Here is a 14839-nt window from a genome sequence, read left to right on the forward strand (position 1 = left end):
TCAGGCGGCGACCTCCGGGGTGGCGTTGTGGAACCAGTCGAGGATTTCCTCACCGGCGAGAATGCCCGCCGCACTGGTGATGGTCAGGTTGGGCGAGGTCCAGGCGAGTTGTTCGAGTTCGCCGTGCCGGGGCCGGATGGCGGCGTCGGCGGCGCGCAGCATCTCCGCGTCCAGCGCGCCGTCACCGGCGGCCAGCACTCGCGAATCGGCTTCCAGCACACCGGATTCGATGAGCCGGCGCCGCACCTCGGCGACCGCGCGGCTCTTGCAGACGGCATCGGGCATGGTGTAGATCTTGCGGCCCTGCTGGGAGGCGGACCAGCCGCGGGGGCGGCACCAGGCATCCCAGGCGGCGAGGAAATCGGCGGGCAGGGCGGCGGTGTCGACCACCAGGTAGTTGAAGAGGTGGTCGGCGACCCGGAACTTCTTGACGAAGGAATCGCTGATGCGGGACCGGAGTTCGGCGTTCACCTGCGAGAGGGTCGCGCTCGTGGTGCGGACCTCGGTGTCGAGGTCGATGCGCCAGCGCAGATCGGGCTTGCCGTGGTGCAGGATATTGCCGCCGTTGGTGGTGATGGCGTACGGCCACGGCGCGCCCGGTAGCCGGATCCGGTTGAACTGCTTGATGGTTCGCGTGGTGGTGGGGATGACCGCGGCCGGGACGGTGAGGGCTCGCATGCGATCCGCGGCGGCGGTGGTCATATAGGAGAGCGGGGAGCCCTCCAGGTGTTCCACCACCACCGTGGACGGCTCGGGCGCGGCGCCGAAGGCATTGCGGGAGTAGATCATGGTGCGATCGAGATCCGTCGCCACCAGCACGGATCTCGGGGACAGGCGTCTTCGGTGCGGCATTACTTCTTCACGTCCTTGATCAGGCCCATACAGGCGTAGGCGAGGTCGGGCACGACCTCGACCGGCACGCCCCGGGCGGCGGCGAGCAGACGGATGTGGGCGTGCTCCGGCGCGTCCGCGTCGCGCACCAGCACCCGCCAGGGCAGCCGGCGCAGCAGCACCCGGGTGGTCTCGCCGACACCGGGTTTCACGAAATTGACCGAGGCGATGCCGTACTCTTCGCGCACCTTCTCCACCGAGGCCCAGCCCGCCCAGGTGGGCGTGCGATCCGCGGCTTGCACGGCGGCGACCTGCGCGGCCACCTGCGGGCGGACGGCGTCGAAGCTCGCGCTCACCCGGTCCAGCAGGCGCGCGGACACATCGTCGGGGATCAGGTCGCGGTAGTACTTGGCGCCGTGGAAGTCCCGGGGGCCGATCAGGGTGTCGTTGAGCACGGTGCGCGAAACCAGTCCGGACACAGTGGAATTCAGGCAGGCCGAGGCGATGAGGAAATCGTCTCGGGTGCCGTAGGTGCGCACGCAGCCGCCGGGATCGGCGAGCACCACCAGTTCGTCGTCGAAACGCGCGCCGCCCGCGGCCTCGTACGCCCGCAGCGCCTCGGTCAGTTCCCGGGTGATCGCGCCCTTGCCGGTCCAGCCGTCCACGAACACGATGCTCGCCGGATCATGGTGCTGGGCCAGGTAATCCAGCGCGACCGGGTCGATGCCCCGGTCCCGCACGATCGACACCGCGTAGTGCGGGACGTCCAGCCCGCGGGTCGCCAGCCAGCGGCGCATCAGGATGCCGACCGGCGTGCCCGCGCGGGCCAGCGAGACCAGCACGATATCGGTGCCGCGCTGCGCCACCACGAGTTCGGACACCGTCGCCACCGCCAGCGCGAGACGGTCGGCGCTGTCCTCGAGCACCCGGTCGAACAGCTCGCGATAGGCGGCGTCGGGCTGGTATTCGATGGGCAGCGATTCCGCGTAGTGCGCGACGCCGGACTGGATGCGCTGTTCGCGCTCGGCCACCTCGGCTTCCAGATCCACCGCCGACAGGTCCTTGAGCAGCCAGGTCACCTCGTCGGCGGCATAGGACCCGAATTCCGTTCCGCGCAACGGTTTCGGCAGTTCGGTGCGCGCGGCGGCGAGGGCGCGCGGATCGGCCTCGGGGAGCACGGCCAGCACCACGTCCGCGCCGGACGCGGTGAGCACGTCGAGCAGCCCGCCGTCGGCGGTGAGCCGGTCGGTGTCGGCGGGTTCGTCGATGACGACCAGCAGGATCGGCGCCGCGGCGGCCGGTTCCGGCCAGGCCGCGTTGTAGACATAGCGGGCCGCGTCCTCACCGGCTTCCGGTGCGGTGAAACGGAATCCGCGCCGCAGCGGGTAGCCGGGCTCGTCCAGCACGTACGCCGGGGAGCGGGTGGTGGTCTGGTAGCGGGTGGGGATGCCGCCGTCGGCGAGGGTCGCGGCCAGCCGCAACGGCAGGTACATGAGCTCCTCGTGACCGAGCACGATGATCGGCCGGGTATGCCGGTCGCCGGCCGCGCCGCCCCAGGGCAGCGCGTCCAGTCCGCGCCGCAGGGTCCCGGCGGCGGCGGTCAGCGCGGCCTCGAAGGCGCGCCCGTCCGAGCGCAGGATGCCGTGCCGTCCGCCTTCGGGAACGCCTGCGGGCCAGGGCAGTTCGATCCGGGCGAGCTGGCCGCGACCGGCCGCGACCGGGTTCAGCTCCGGCTCGGGCAGCGCCTGCACGGAATCGACCAGGTTCGCCGGCAGCAGCGTCTCACCGGCGGCCAGGCAGACGGTGTCGATGCGCGCGCCGAGTTCGGCGGCGGCCGCGTCGAAAGCCGCCTTGTCCGCCTCGGTGCGCATGTCCACCAGCGAGGCCAGCACGTAGTGGGTGCGCGGGGTGAACTCGTGCAGCGCCCGGATGGCGTCCAGCGCCGTTGCGCCCGTGGAGATCTCGTCGTCGACCAGCACCATGGGCAGCGCATTCAGGAAGATCCGCGCGGGCGCGGGCTGCAGCAGATGCGAGGTGGCGTGCGAATGCCCCTCCTCGAACCCGGTGAGCGTCTCGGCGGTCGGCACCTCGCGCCGGGTGGAGTGCAGGTAGCACTCGGCGTCCACGCGCGCGGCCACGCAATGCCCGAGTCCCGTTGCGGTCTCGGCGAATCCGAGCACCACCACCGGACCGGTCACCACCTCGCGCACCAGCTCGCCCAGCCGGTTCCCGGCCTCGATCACCCGGTGCGGATCGGTCGGCAGATGCTTGCCCAGCACCGTGGACACCAGCAGGTGCGCCCGGCGCGGATTGCGCCGCAGCCCCGGTTCGACGAGCGCGGGGATCTCCCACTCCGCCACGTACGAATTGCCGTGCCGCAGTCCGAGTCCCAGCTCCCGGGTGGCCCAGGGCGAGCTCACGACGCCAGCGCTTTCAGCAGATCCACGAACGAAACCCCTTTGTTGGTGACACCGAATACCTTGGCCCGCAACAGCGTCTGGCGGGCCCAGCTGCGATGCGGCTTCATCTCGTTCATCTTGTTGCGATACTCCGAGGCCGCCACGCCGCCCGCGTCCTGCTGCAGGATGTCGAGCGCGTCGGAGTATTCCTCGTGGGTGACCACCGACAGCGCGTGCACCACCGCCACGTGCGAGGGATGGATGACGGTCTTGCCCTGGATGCCGTTGGTGCGATCGAGCGCGATCTCCCGCAGCAGCCCGTCCAGATCCCGGCTGACCAGGTACTCCCGGAACGGCACCGCGTCCACCTCGGCGAACGGGGAGGTGCGCAGCATGGGCCGGAACATGCGCTCGTGGTCGGCGAAGTACTCCCAGACCGGGCCGGTGATGGTGAAGCCGGTGCCGTCGGTGCGGCCCAGATAGTTCACGATGTCGGCGATCACGTCGGCGACCACCCGCACGTCGTAGATGGTCAGGTCGCGGTCGCGCCGGATGCCGAAGGTGGAGCACATGTCGGTGGCCCCGATGCGCACCGCCAGCACCTTGTCCCGATGCGCGGTGAGCATGTCCTGGATGCGATGCAGTTCCAGATCCCGGGTCTGCCGGTGCACCAGCGCGGGCGATTCCAGCACCGGCATGCCGAACACGGTGCGCCCCAGGCGTTCCGACGCCGCTTCGATGGCAGCCAGGTATTTCTCGCCGGACGCGCTGTCGAACTTGGGGAAGATGAAACCGGTCAAAACCCTTGCGCCGGGCCCGATCCAGTCGATGATCTGGCCGATGGTCTCGGCGTCGCGCACCCGCACGAACAGCAGCGGGAACAGGTCCACGCCCGCGCCGATCTCGTCCAGGGTGGCCGCGGCCTGGCGCTTGCCGAACTCCAGATCGTGGTCGGCGACGGCATCCTCGAGGTCGATGACCATCGAGCACACCCCGCGCTGGGCCCGTTTGATGATGGCGGCGGTGAGGTCGTCACGGGTGGCGGGCACGTACAGCGTCGCGCCCAGCGCCATCGCCAGGGTGTCGCGGTCGTGGGATTCGCCGAAGGGTTCGGGCAGGCGGTGGAACAGCAGGCGTAGCTCGGGTCCCGGTACCTGCCGGTGATGTCGCATGGGTATGCGCTTGTGCAGCGATACGGGAGCGACGTCCGGCCTGGTGGTGATAATCGCGGTCATCGTCCCCCATTTCTCCTACAAAGCGGTCGGTTCTATCTATCGGTATTTCGCATGCGTTCGACCACACCCGTGATGAACGCCGTAATGGCGTCGAGCTCGGAGACATAGGCCCAGTAGTCGGGATGCCGGCCCTCGGCGAGGCCGGCGGTGGCCCGATCCAGGCGGTCGGACTGGGCGTCCAGTACCGATCCCCATTGCGGGACGAGACCGCTGTTGACCGCCAGCATCTGCGCGTCGCGCAGTTTGAACCGGACGGCCTTGGCCTTGTCCTGCGGCTTGTCGCGAACCTCTCGCAAGAGGGTGAGCCGGTCGGTAACCGCGTCGGCTTTCTCCTCGGCGACAGCGAGCTGTCCGCGGGCGGATGTGGTCAGTTCAAGCGTTTGCTCCGGGTCGTTGTTCTGCAATGCCGCCCGGGCACGGGACAGATCCGCGTCGGCGGCGTCGATGGCCCGCAGGGCTTCGCGTTCATTGTTGGTCAAATCGGACGAACTCGCAGCGTTGAACTCCCGGAGCAGGGCGGACAGCGCCGGCGGGATCCGATCCAGCCGATTGCGCGCGGCGGCCAGCCGGGTACCCGCCGAGGCCAGTGCGGTGGTGGCCGAATGCTGTTTGCCCGGTGCGTCTTCCAGGGCCCTTGACAAGGTTCTGGTGCGGGTCTCCAGGTGGGTTGCGGCCTCACGCGCCGCCCCCGCGCCGGACCCCGCCAGCACCCCCTCCAGGGTGATCAATCCCTCATCCACGGCCGCCGCCGCGGCCCGCACCGACGGATACCCGGCGTACGGCGAAGCCGCCGCCGCTTCGCACGCCGCCTGGGCCGCCGACCGCACCTGATTCACCAATTGCGGCACCGTCCCGTACACCGCGACCGCGTGCTCCAGATGCGCCTGATTGCCCCGATAGAAATCGTCCACCGCGCGCGCCGCGTCCCCGAGCCGGCGGATCTGGGTGTCGACCTCCGGCTGCGCCACCGTGCCGCCGTCCCGTTCCACCTGGTCCAAACGCTCGGTCAGCGCCAGATACGCGCCCGCCGCGTCGTAGCAGCGCGCTCGCACCGGCTCCCACGCGGCGGCCATCCCGCGCTCCGGGAACACCGCCGCCGAGGCCGCCACCGCCGCCTCGGCGATGCTCTGCCGCTTGTCCATGTCCAGGAAGGCCGCGGTCAGCGCCGAGCGCGCCTGCTGCACCCATTCGGTGTTCCGGGAGGATCCGCGAAACCATCCCCGTCTACGGCCTGTCACGCCCCGATCGTAGGAGACTGTTCACATCGTCGGCCACGTCCGCGATCGTGTGGGTGACAAGTCGTGCCACAGGAGTGTCCCGTTCCTTGTCCTCGGTTTGTTCCTGCACGAGGGTCACACTTGCTACTAGTGTCGTAGTGGCGGACCCGGCAAATCGGACATGCCGCGAACCAACAACGCTAGAACGCTTTCCTACGAAAGGGATTCCCGCATGGGTGTCAGTTTGTCCAAGGGCGGCAACGTTTCGCTGACGAAGCAGGCGCCGAACCTGACCCAGGTCGCCGTCGGCCTCGGCTGGGATGTGCGCACCACCACGGGGACCGACTTCGACCTGGACGCGAGCGCCATCGCGACCGGCGCCGACAAGAAGGTCGTGTCCGACAAGCACTTCGTCTTCTTCAACAACCTGTCTTCGCCCGAAGGCGCCATCGTGCACGCCGGTGACAACCGCACCGGTGAGGGCGAAGGCGACGACGAGGTCATCAACGTCGACCTGGCCGCCACCCCGCCGACCATCGAGTCCATCTTCTTCCCGGTCTCGATCTACGAGGCGGAGGGCCGCGGCCAGAGCTTCGGCCAGGTCCGCAACGCCTACATCCGCGTGGTGGATCGCGCCAACGGCAACGAGCTGGCCCGCTACGACCTGTCCGAGGACGCCTCCACCGAGACCGCCATGGTCTTCGGCGAGCTGTACCGCAACGGCGCCGAATGGAAGTTCCGCGCCATCGGCCAGGGGTACGCTTCCGGACTGGCCGGTATCGCCCGCGACTACGGCGTCACCGTCTGAGACGAAGCAACACGCACCAGGGGGGCTCGGGCGTCGGGCCCCTCTACGTGCGAGCATCACCCGACCTGACTGACCCGGCACTACGAAAGGCCCCATTGCGGTGCGTATTTTCGGCCTCTCCATAGTCGTCACGATCGCATCGCTGATCGCGGCGTTCCTCTACGGCGGACCAACGGCGTTCGCGCTGTGCGCGATTCTGGGCATCCTCGAGGTGTCACTGTCCTTCGACAACGCGGTCATCAACGCCTCCATCCTGCAGAAGATGAGCGACTGGTGGCAGAAGATCTTCCTCACCGTCGGCGTGCTCATCGCCGTCTTCGGTATGCGCCTGGTGTTCCCGCTCGCCATCGTGTGGGTGACCGCGGGCCTCAACCCGGCCAAGGCCTTCGACCTGGCCATGAACCCGCCCGCGGACGGCGCGCTCGAATTCCCCAACGGGGACCCGAGTTACGAGAAGCTGCTGACCGACGCGCACCCGCAGATCGCGGCCTTCGGCGGCGCGTTCCTGCTGCTGCTGTTCCTGAACTTCATCCTCGAAGAGCACGAGATCACCTGGCTGGGCTGGCTGGAGCGCCCGCTCGCCAAGCTCGGCAAGCTCGACATGCTCTCCGTGGTCATCACCCTGCTCGGCATCGTGCTGGCCGCCGAATTCCTGGCCAAGGACAAGGATGTCAGCACCGTGCTGCTGGCCGGCATCCTCGGCGTGGTCACCTACATCGTGGTCGACGGGCTCGGCTCCATGTTCCACACCGAGGAGTTCGAAGAGGAGAACGCCTCCGGGCCTTCGGAATTGGTGAAGGCCACCGGTAAGGCCGGCTTCTTCCTGTTCCTGTACCTGGAAGTGCTCGACGCCTCGTTCTCCTTCGACGGCGTCATCGGCGCCTTCGCCATCACCTCCGACCCGATCCTGATCGCGCTGGGCCTGGGCCTGATCGGCGCCATGTTCGTCCGGTCCATCACCGTGTACCTGGTGCGCAAGGGCACGCTCTCGGAGTATGTGTACCTCGAGCACGGCGCGCACTGGGCCATCGGCGCGCTGGCGGTCATCCTGCTGGTGTCGATCGGCGTGCACATCAACGAGCTCATCACCGGTCTCGTCGGCGTCGGCTTCATCGGCGCGGCCTTCCTCACCAGCATCATCCGCAATCGTCGCGAAGGCGATGACGACGGCGGCGCCAAAAGCCTGAGCGAGCAGGAAGTCACGCCGGTAGGCTGAGTTCCGTCGCGACCCGCGCCCGTCCCACGCATTCGCGAGGTGGCGGGCGCGGGTTTTTCGTTATCCGAATCCCTGAGGGGGGAAGTGCGTATGAGCTCCAACCAGCCCGGTGGGGTCAACCTCGGCAAGGTCACGCTGTCCAAGGCCACGCCATCGGTGAACCTCACCAAACCCGGTGACAGCCAAGGCGCGATGCGGGTCAACCTGAACTGGTCTCAAGGCGTCAAGCGCGGGCTGTTCCGGCGCTCCAATGCCGTCGACCTGGACCTGGGCTGCCTGTACGAGCTCTCCGACGGGCGCAAAGGCGTGGTGCAGGCGCTCGGAAACGCTTTCGGCTCATTGCAATCCGCGCCGTACATCCAGCTCGACGGCGACGACCGCACGGGCGCGGCCACCGGCGGCGAGAACATGCACATCAACCTCGCCAAGCCGGATACCTTCCGGCGCATCCTGATCTACGCGTTCATCTACGAGGGCGTGCCGAACTGGGCGGCGGCCGACGGCGTGGTGACGCTGTTCCCGACGCACGGGCCACAGGTCGAGGTGCGGCTGGATTCGCCGGTGGACGGGGCGCGCTCATGCGCGGTCGCGCTGTTGCAGAACAGCGGCGGCGGGCTCACCGTGCACCGGGAAGTGCAGTACATCAACGGTTCCCAGAGCGCGATCGACAAGGCGTACGACTGGGGCTTGAACTGGACGCCGGGGCGCAAGTAACACCCTTCCGGGGGTTCGGGGGCGCAGCCCCCGAAAGCCCCCCGACCTTGCTCGGCTCAGAGCATTCGCCTCGGCGCGGCCATATGGCGGTGGCGCCGCACCGAGATCCGGGACCACAGGTGCTGCTGGATCAGCAGCGTCAGCCAGCCCGCGATGGCCATGCCGGCGATGTTCACCAGCAGCTGCGCCACGCTGCCCCAGATGGTGGAACCGTCGCCGAAGGCCACGCCGAGCGCGATATTGCCCGCCGCCGGAACCGTCGTCACCGAGATGAAAACCCCTGCCAGGCCCAGGGATTTCGCCGAGGTGATGGCCAGTACGCCCGCCGCGCCCGCGATCACCGCCACCACGAACGACCATTTGTCCGGGGTGTAGATGAACGCGGTCCCCGGGCGCGGGCCGATCACGTCGTCGAGGGTGATCCAGCCCAGGCCGCGCGCCGCCAGCGCGAGCAGGATGGTGATGCCGATGGCCACCGCGAAACCGGCGACCAGGGTGCGAATCGCCAATTGCAGCAGCATGAATCGCCGCCGCACCAGCGCCACTCCCAGCGCTGCGATCGGGCCGAACTCCGGGCCCAGCACCATGGCCCCGACCACCAGGATCTGCGAATCGGTGATGATGGCGATGGCGGCGATCAAGGTGGCCAGGGTGAGGAAACTCAGGTAGGTCCAGTTCAATTCGGTGTCGTCGTAGGCGCGTTGCGCCACCTCCGCCCACACCACCGCGTCGGCGCTGCTGCCCGGCGTGCGCACCTCGGCCTCGAAACCCTTGCGCGACAACCAGGTATCGACCTGTTCGAGTTCGATACTGCCCACCTGGTGCACCCGCATCGCGCGCAATTGCTGGACCAGGTCGTTCGCGCCCTCCCGCGCCACCTGGGCGGTGATCAGGTCGCCGGCCGGGCGGATCGCCGCCCCGCGGAAAACCGCGAGGCCGGTGACGGCGCATTCGTCGTCGAACAGGGCCAGGATGTCGTCGGTCATCGTGGCGGGGGCCATGATTCGCAGGTGCAGCACAAGGGACAGTGTGCCGTGCGCGCGCCGGCGGGACCGGTCAGCGACCGGCGGCGACCACCGGTGTCGCGCGTGGCGCGGTCTCCAAGTCGCGGTCGGCGGCAGCGGTTCCGGCCGGGACCGCGCGCCGCGAGGCCAGGACCATGCCGAGGATGCCGAGCGCGAGACCCGCGACGGTCACCGGACCGACCGGCTGGTCGATGATCAGCCACGCCATGATCGCGGTGACCACGGGGGTGGCGAAGAAGAAGCGGCCGACCCGGGTGGTGTCCCAGCGCAGCAACATGGTGTTGAGCAGCAGGAACGCGGCCATGGAATTGATCAGCACCATCCACACCATGGAACCGGCGAAGCGGCCCGGATCGGAGATGTGGAACGCGTCGGTCGCCAGGGCCAGCGCGCCGGCGAAGGGCGCGCTGATGGCCACGTGCACCGCGGTGCCCGCCTTGGGATCCACGCCCGGGGTGAAACGCTTCTGGTAGACGGTGCCGAGGCTGAGCCCGGCCAGGCCGAGCAGGCACAGCAGGACGCCGGTGAGCGAGAAGCTGGACTGGTCGGCGACCGCCAGCCCGACGCCGAGGCCGCCGATGCCGAAGCCGAGCCATTGTCGGGGCGTGACGCGCTCGCCGAGCAGGCCCGCGAAGACCGCGATCACCAGCGGGCTCAAGCCCTGCACCAGGGAGATGACGGCAGCGCTGACGTGTTCGCTCATGGCCGTGTAGAACGCGCCGAACTGCACCATCTGCATGAGCAGGCCCGCGACGACGGTGTGGCCCAGCACTTTTCCGCGCGGCCAGACCGCGCCGGTGGCCAGGGCGAGCAGGATCAGCAGGGCACCCGCGATGGCGAACCGCGCGAACAGCACCAGCATGGGCGGCGCCGCGCCGACGCCGATGATGCCCGCGATGAAGGCGCTGCTCCACATGAGGATCAGCGCGGGCGGTCCCGCCAGTTCGAAGAGCCGGTTGTTCATGATGCCTCCCGCGCTAACCATCTTGACCGGTTACTACCGTGGCATCGCCGTGGATAACCTGTCAAGGGGGTTACTATGGCGGGGTGTTCACCTTCGTCAGCGGCAACCGCACCCTGGACTTCATCGGCACCGTGAAGTCCCGGCGCGCCGAATTCGACGACCTCCTCACCAGCCCAGCCGAACTGGGGAAATGGCTGACCGAGGCCGGAATCCTGGATACGGCGCCCGAGGTCGGCGCGGACACCCTGCGGCGCGCCACCCGGCTCCGCGAAGCCGCCTGGCACCTGGCGCTCGCAGAAACCGACGGTGCCGACCTGCCCGCCGCGGACCTACGGATCGTGAACGAACTCGCGCACGGCGAACCCATCCGGGCGACCCTGAACCCGGACGGGACGGTGCGGCGCACCGGCACCGCCGAACAGGCGCTCACCGAAATCGCCAGGGACGCCATCGAACTGTTCGGCGGCGCGGACCACGCGCGAATCAGGGAATGCGGGCGACCGGAATGCACCCGGCTCTATATCGACACCTCACGCGGCGGTTCGCGCCGCTGGTGCGATATGACCATCTGCGGAAACCGGGCCAAGAGCGCGGCTTTTCGCGCCCGGCAGAGCTAACAGCCCGCCCCGGCGCGGATGCGCCCAGACGAACATGAAGAAGAACAACACCAGCAGCGCGGCCCGGCCCCACACGCCGAACTGCACGATGCTCTCCTCCAGATCGGCATTGTGGCCCTGGCCGAGAGCATAGAAATAACGGAAGACGCCGATGCCGATGGCGGCATCGGCCAGCAGATACACCCCGATCAGCGACCACGGGATCTCCAGCAGCACCAGAAACGGGATCAGCCACAGCGTGTACTGCGGCGAATGCACCTTGTGGAACAACAGGAATCCGCACAGCATGGCGGCGCTGACGCCGATCCACGGATAGTTCCCGCGAATCTGGAAACGCTTCCAGCCGATCCACACCGCCAGCGCGAACGAAGCCAGCACCAGCGCCGGCGAGGCCACCGACACCACGTTCTGGAAAGTGTTCTCGGCATCGGGCGCGTTGCCGAACAGCGGCCGCAGACCCCAGTACCAAATGGAATTGGTGGTGATATCGGCCTGGCGCAATTGCTGGAAGGTGATGGACGCGCGCCAGCCCTCGTAACCGGCCAGCGCGAACGGCAGATTCACCGCCACCACCGTGCCCAGCGCCGCGCCCGCCACCGCCAGCGCGCCGCGCACGTCGTATTCCCGCCGCTCCCGGCCGTTCTCGCCGACCAGCACGTGAATCAGCAAGGGCAGCACGAAGATTCCCGGATACAACTTCAGGCAGAAACCGATGCCCAGCAGGATCGCGGCGATGATTCCCCTGGTGCGCAACGAATATCGCGGCAGCGCGGCCACCACGTACACCGCCGCCACCGAGGTGCACACCACCGGCAGTTCCCAATTGTGGAACGCGTACAGCACCAGCGGCGGCCCCGCCGCCCACAACAGCGCCGGCCATCCCGACAATTTCCCCAGCAGATACGCGGTCAGCAGCGCGAACGGCACCAGCAGCCAGGCGCTGTGCAGCAGGAACTGCGCGTCATTGCGCGCACCCAGCCCGCCCAGCCACATGAAAAGGCCACTGAGCACCGGATATTCGACCACGCCCCCGGTCAGCGTCCCGTCCGGCGTGATCCCGCCGTTCACGTACGGGAAAACATGCTCGTTGATATCCCGCCCCAGCCAGAGGAACTGGATATCCGAATAACAGACGTCGGAGTCCTTGATCCGATCGAAGATCAGACTCCGCCCGTTGCCGTCGAACGGCGACCCGGCACAGCGCGCCTTGTTGAAATACGCGAACAACAGCGTGACCCAGCACACCAGCACGGCGATGACACCGATAGTTCCCGGATCCCGCGGCAGACGACGCCCGGTGACCGGTGCGCTGGCGACGGGTCGGTTCGACATGGGGACCAATGTAAGCGGACCTCCCGCGTGTCGGCTTCCTTTACCCTCATCGCGCCCCGAACCCCGCACGTCAACACGCCCTCGGCAGCACCCGCGCCCCACACCGCCCGGTGGGTCCGCCCTCCCCTGCTTTTCCCGGCGCCCCGCACGTCAGTGCGGGGCGCCTATCCGCTTTTCGGCCGCGCAACAGCCCCATGTACTCTTGTCGGGTTGCTGACGCAACGAACCCTCCTGCCCACGGACCGTCCGTGGGCCGTTTCCAGTCCACAGGAGGTGATGAGGTCCGTGCGTCATTATGAAGTGATGGTCATTCTCGATCCGAGCCTGGACGAGCGCACCGTCGGCCCGAATCTGAACACCATGCTCGGTGTTGTCGGGACCGAGGGCGGCAAGGTCGACAACGTCGACATCTGGGGCCGCCGTCGTCTGGCCTACGAGATCAACAAGCAGGCCGAGGGCATCTACGCGGTGGTCACGCTGACCGCCGAGTCCGCGACCGTGAGTGAGCTCGACCGCCAGCTGGGCCTGAACGAGTCGGTGCTGCGCACCAAGGTGCTGCGCCTCGACAAGAAGTAGTCCAGTCCTCCCGCGACGTCGCTCGTAAATCGTCGGTCCCTATCTCTAGGCTGACTGGCAAACCGTGCGCTGAGCCCGAATTCGGGCGCTGTCGGCGCACGGGCGCGAGCGAGTTGCGGACTGCACCGGAAAGCAGGAGGAACCATGGCCCAAGGCGACACGGTCATCACCGTCATCGGAAATTTGACGGCTGACCCCGAGCTTCGATTCACGCCCGCGGGAGCGGCCGTCGCGAACTTCACGGTCGCGTCGACTCCCCGTGTGTTCGACCGTAATACCAATGAATGGAAAGACGGCGAAGCGCTTTTCCTGCGCTGCAACATCTGGCGTGAAGCTGCGGAGAATGTCGCCGAGAGCCTGACCCGAGGCTCGCGAGTGATCGTGAGCGGTCGACTCAAGCAGCGCTCCTACGAAACCCGCGAGGGTGAGAAGCGCACCGTGGTCGAACTCGAGGTCGACGAAGTCGGGCCCTCGCTGCGCTACGCGACCGCGAAAGTCAACAAGACCACCCGTGGCGGTGGTGGCGGCGGCTTCGGCGGTGGCGGTGGCGGCCAGCAGGGCGGCGGCGGAGGCGGTTTCTCCGGTGGCGGCAGCAGTGGTGGCGGCGGAGGTCGCGGCGGCCAGAGTGCCGGCGACGACCCGTGGGGCAGTGCGCCCGCGGCCGGCTCCTTCGGGGGCGGCCAAATGGACGATGAACCGCCGTTCTAGCGAACGGCTTTCCTAGGAATCCACCAGGCTGGGTTCCCGAAATTACGGAGTGAAAGACCATGGCCAAAGCACCGGCACGCGAAAAGGTGCTGAAGAAGAAGGCTTGCACCTTCTGCAAGGAAGACAAAGCCGGCAAGAAGAACAACACCCACGGCGCCAAGATCGATTACAAGGACACCGCGCTGCTGCGCAAGTACGTGTCCGATCGTGGCAAGATCCGCGCTCGCCGGGTGACCGGCAACTGCGTTCAGCACCAGCGCGATATCGCCGTTGCCGTCAAGAACTCGCGTGAGGTCGCTCTGCTGCCTTACGTGTCCACCGCTCGCTGAGAAGGGAAGGCACAGCAATGAAGTTGATCCTCACCGCTGATGTCGACAACCTCGGTGCGCCCGGCGACACCGTGGAGGTCAAGGACGGCTACGGCCGCAACTTCCTCCTGCCCCGCGGCCTGGCCATCGTGGCCACCCGCGGCGCGCAGAAGCAGGTCGAGGGCATTCGCCGGGCGCAGGACGCCCGCCGCGTGCGCGACCTGGACCACGCGAACGAGCTGAAGCAGGCCCTCGAGGGCCTGACCGGCGTGGCGCTGTCCGTGAAGACCGCGGGCACCGGCAAGCTGTTCGGTTCGGTCACCGCCGCCGATGTGGCCGCCGCGATCAAGACCGCGGGCGGTCCGGTCGTCGACAAGCGCAGCATCGAGCTGCCGAAGGCCCACATCAAGACCACCGGCAAGCACAACATCGTGGTGCACCTGCACCCCGACGTGGCTGCCAAGGTCGAGCTGCAGGTCAGCGCAGCCGAGTAATTCGGCCATTCGGAGGTCATCGCCGCAGTGCGCGGCGGTGGCCTCCGATGTTGTTTGCGGCCTGTGGAAGAAAAATCAAACCAACCTTCCGGCTTGTGTGACAGGTCACCTATCGGCGATCAACTGTTCACCCAACACGCGCGGAAGCGTGTGCCGAGCGACACGCCGCACCAAAATGATCCACAGTTGCGAACACTGAGAATCAGGCCACTACCAGCAGATTGACAAGCACTGTCCGCTGTTGTCCCCAAGTAATACACAGGGGGTGCACAACAGTGGGTGAACAATACCCAGATTGTCCACAGGTGTGTGCACAGCTCGGTTTGGCGAGTGCCCTCCCGGTCGCCTAGGTTCGCAGACATTGTCGTGACCACAGTCCGGGGACGGCACGACTC

The 14839-nt window shown here is 67.7% G+C and carries 15 protein-coding genes; 8 read left to right on the top strand and 7 right to left on the bottom strand.

The window, feature by feature from the left end; genetic code table 11:
• The 4 genes from NY1_RS29670 to NY1_RS29685 form a co-directional block, all read right to left on the bottom strand.
• A complete protein-coding gene (locus tag NY1_RS29670; protein ID WP_067720439.1) occupies positions 1 to 852 on the bottom strand; it encodes an HAD family hydrolase in 852 nt (283 codons plus the stop codon).
• Positions 852 to 3251: a phosphoribosyltransferase gene (locus NY1_RS29675; protein ID WP_169815420.1), complete on the bottom strand. Its 2400-nt coding sequence runs from the start codon at positions 3249 to 3251 to the stop codon at positions 852 to 854. Before NY1_RS29675 ends, NY1_RS29670 begins: the two co-directional genes overlap by 1 nt.
• On the bottom strand, positions 3248 to 4402 hold the full coding sequence (locus NY1_RS29680; RefSeq protein WP_067720550.1) for an HpcH/HpaI aldolase/citrate lyase family protein: 1155 nt from the start codon (positions 4400 to 4402) through the stop codon (positions 3248 to 3250). Before NY1_RS29680 ends, NY1_RS29675 begins: the two co-directional genes overlap by 4 nt.
• A 95-nt stretch (positions 4403 to 4497) precedes the next feature.
• Positions 4498 to 5703: a hypothetical protein gene (locus tag NY1_RS29685; protein WP_084535573.1), complete on the bottom strand. Its 1206-nt coding sequence runs from the start codon at positions 5701 to 5703 to the stop codon at positions 4498 to 4500.
• A 211-nt stretch (positions 5704 to 5914) separates the two neighbouring features.
• Here NY1_RS29685 and NY1_RS29690 point away from each other — a divergent pair, with 211 nt between their 5' ends.
• The 3 genes from NY1_RS29690 to NY1_RS29700 all read left to right on the top strand — a co-directional run bounded on the left by NY1_RS29690 (position 5915) and on the right by NY1_RS29700 (position 8420).
• The gene (locus NY1_RS29690) at positions 5915 to 6490 is read left to right on the top strand and encodes a TerD family protein (protein WP_067720440.1); all 576 of its coding nucleotides are present in this window, start codon (positions 5915 to 5917) and stop codon (positions 6488 to 6490) included.
• 94 nt (positions 6491 to 6584) lie between these two features.
• A complete protein-coding gene (locus NY1_RS29695) occupies positions 6585 to 7706 on the top strand; it encodes a DUF475 domain-containing protein (RefSeq protein ID WP_067720441.1) in 1122 nt (373 codons plus the stop codon).
• A gap of 90 nt (positions 7707 to 7796) precedes the next feature.
• Positions 7797 to 8420 (top strand): TerD family protein, encoded by a 624-nt coding sequence (locus NY1_RS29700; RefSeq protein WP_067720442.1) that lies wholly within the window; start codon positions 7797 to 7799, stop codon positions 8418 to 8420.
• 56 nt (positions 8421 to 8476) lie between these two features.
• Here NY1_RS29700 and NY1_RS29705 read toward each other — a convergent pair whose 3' ends face one another.
• On the bottom strand, positions 8477 to 9439 hold the full coding sequence (locus NY1_RS29705) for a DUF389 domain-containing protein (protein ID WP_067720443.1): 963 nt from the start codon (positions 9437 to 9439) through the stop codon (positions 8477 to 8479).
• 37 nt (positions 9440 to 9476) lie between these two features.
• Positions 9477 to 10409 carry a DMT family transporter gene (locus tag NY1_RS29710; protein ID WP_067720444.1) on the bottom strand — a complete coding sequence of 311 codons (933 nt, stop codon included), beginning with the start codon at positions 10407 to 10409 and terminating at the stop codon, positions 9477 to 9479.
• Between the two features lie 83 nt (positions 10410 to 10492).
• Here NY1_RS29710 and NY1_RS29715 point away from each other — a divergent pair, with 83 nt between their 5' ends.
• Complete coding sequence (locus tag NY1_RS29715) at positions 10493 to 11026, top strand: CGNR zinc finger domain-containing protein (protein WP_067720445.1); 534 nt, start codon at positions 10493 to 10495, stop codon at positions 11024 to 11026.
• Here the strand turns inward: NY1_RS29715 and NY1_RS29720 are convergent.
• Positions 10940 to 12358: a glycosyltransferase family 87 protein gene (locus tag NY1_RS29720; RefSeq protein WP_084535575.1), complete on the bottom strand. Its 1419-nt coding sequence runs from the start codon at positions 12356 to 12358 to the stop codon at positions 10940 to 10942. The genes NY1_RS29715 and NY1_RS29720 overlap by 87 nt on opposite strands.
• 285 nt (positions 12359 to 12643) lie before the next feature.
• On the opposite strand from NY1_RS29720, the gene rpsF reads away from it, so the two are divergent.
• From rpsF to rplI, 4 genes are all read left to right on the top strand, one after another.
• Positions 12644 to 12934: a 30S ribosomal protein S6 gene (gene rpsF / locus NY1_RS29725; protein WP_067720554.1), complete on the top strand. Its 291-nt coding sequence runs from the start codon at positions 12644 to 12646 to the stop codon at positions 12932 to 12934.
• A 144-nt stretch (positions 12935 to 13078) separates the two neighbouring features.
• Complete coding sequence (locus tag NY1_RS29730) at positions 13079 to 13642, top strand: single-stranded DNA-binding protein (RefSeq protein ID WP_067720446.1); 564 nt, start codon at positions 13079 to 13081, stop codon at positions 13640 to 13642.
• A 59-nt stretch (positions 13643 to 13701) separates the two neighbouring features.
• Positions 13702 to 13971, top strand: a complete 270-nt coding sequence (rpsR, locus tag NY1_RS29735) for a 30S ribosomal protein S18 (RefSeq protein ID WP_067720447.1) — start codon at positions 13702 to 13704, stop codon at positions 13969 to 13971.
• A 17-nt stretch (positions 13972 to 13988) separates the two neighbouring features.
• Positions 13989 to 14444, top strand: coding sequence for a 50S ribosomal protein L9 (gene rplI, locus NY1_RS29740; protein WP_067720448.1), 456 nt, complete (start codon positions 13989 to 13991; stop codon positions 14442 to 14444).
• Positions 14445 to 14839: the final 395 nt, after the last annotated feature.

The organism is Nocardia yamanashiensis NBRC 100130 (genome assembly GCF_001613325.1).
In the GTDB taxonomy this organism is placed as follows: domain Bacteria; phylum Actinomycetota; class Actinomycetes; order Mycobacteriales; family Mycobacteriaceae; genus Nocardia; species Nocardia yamanashiensis.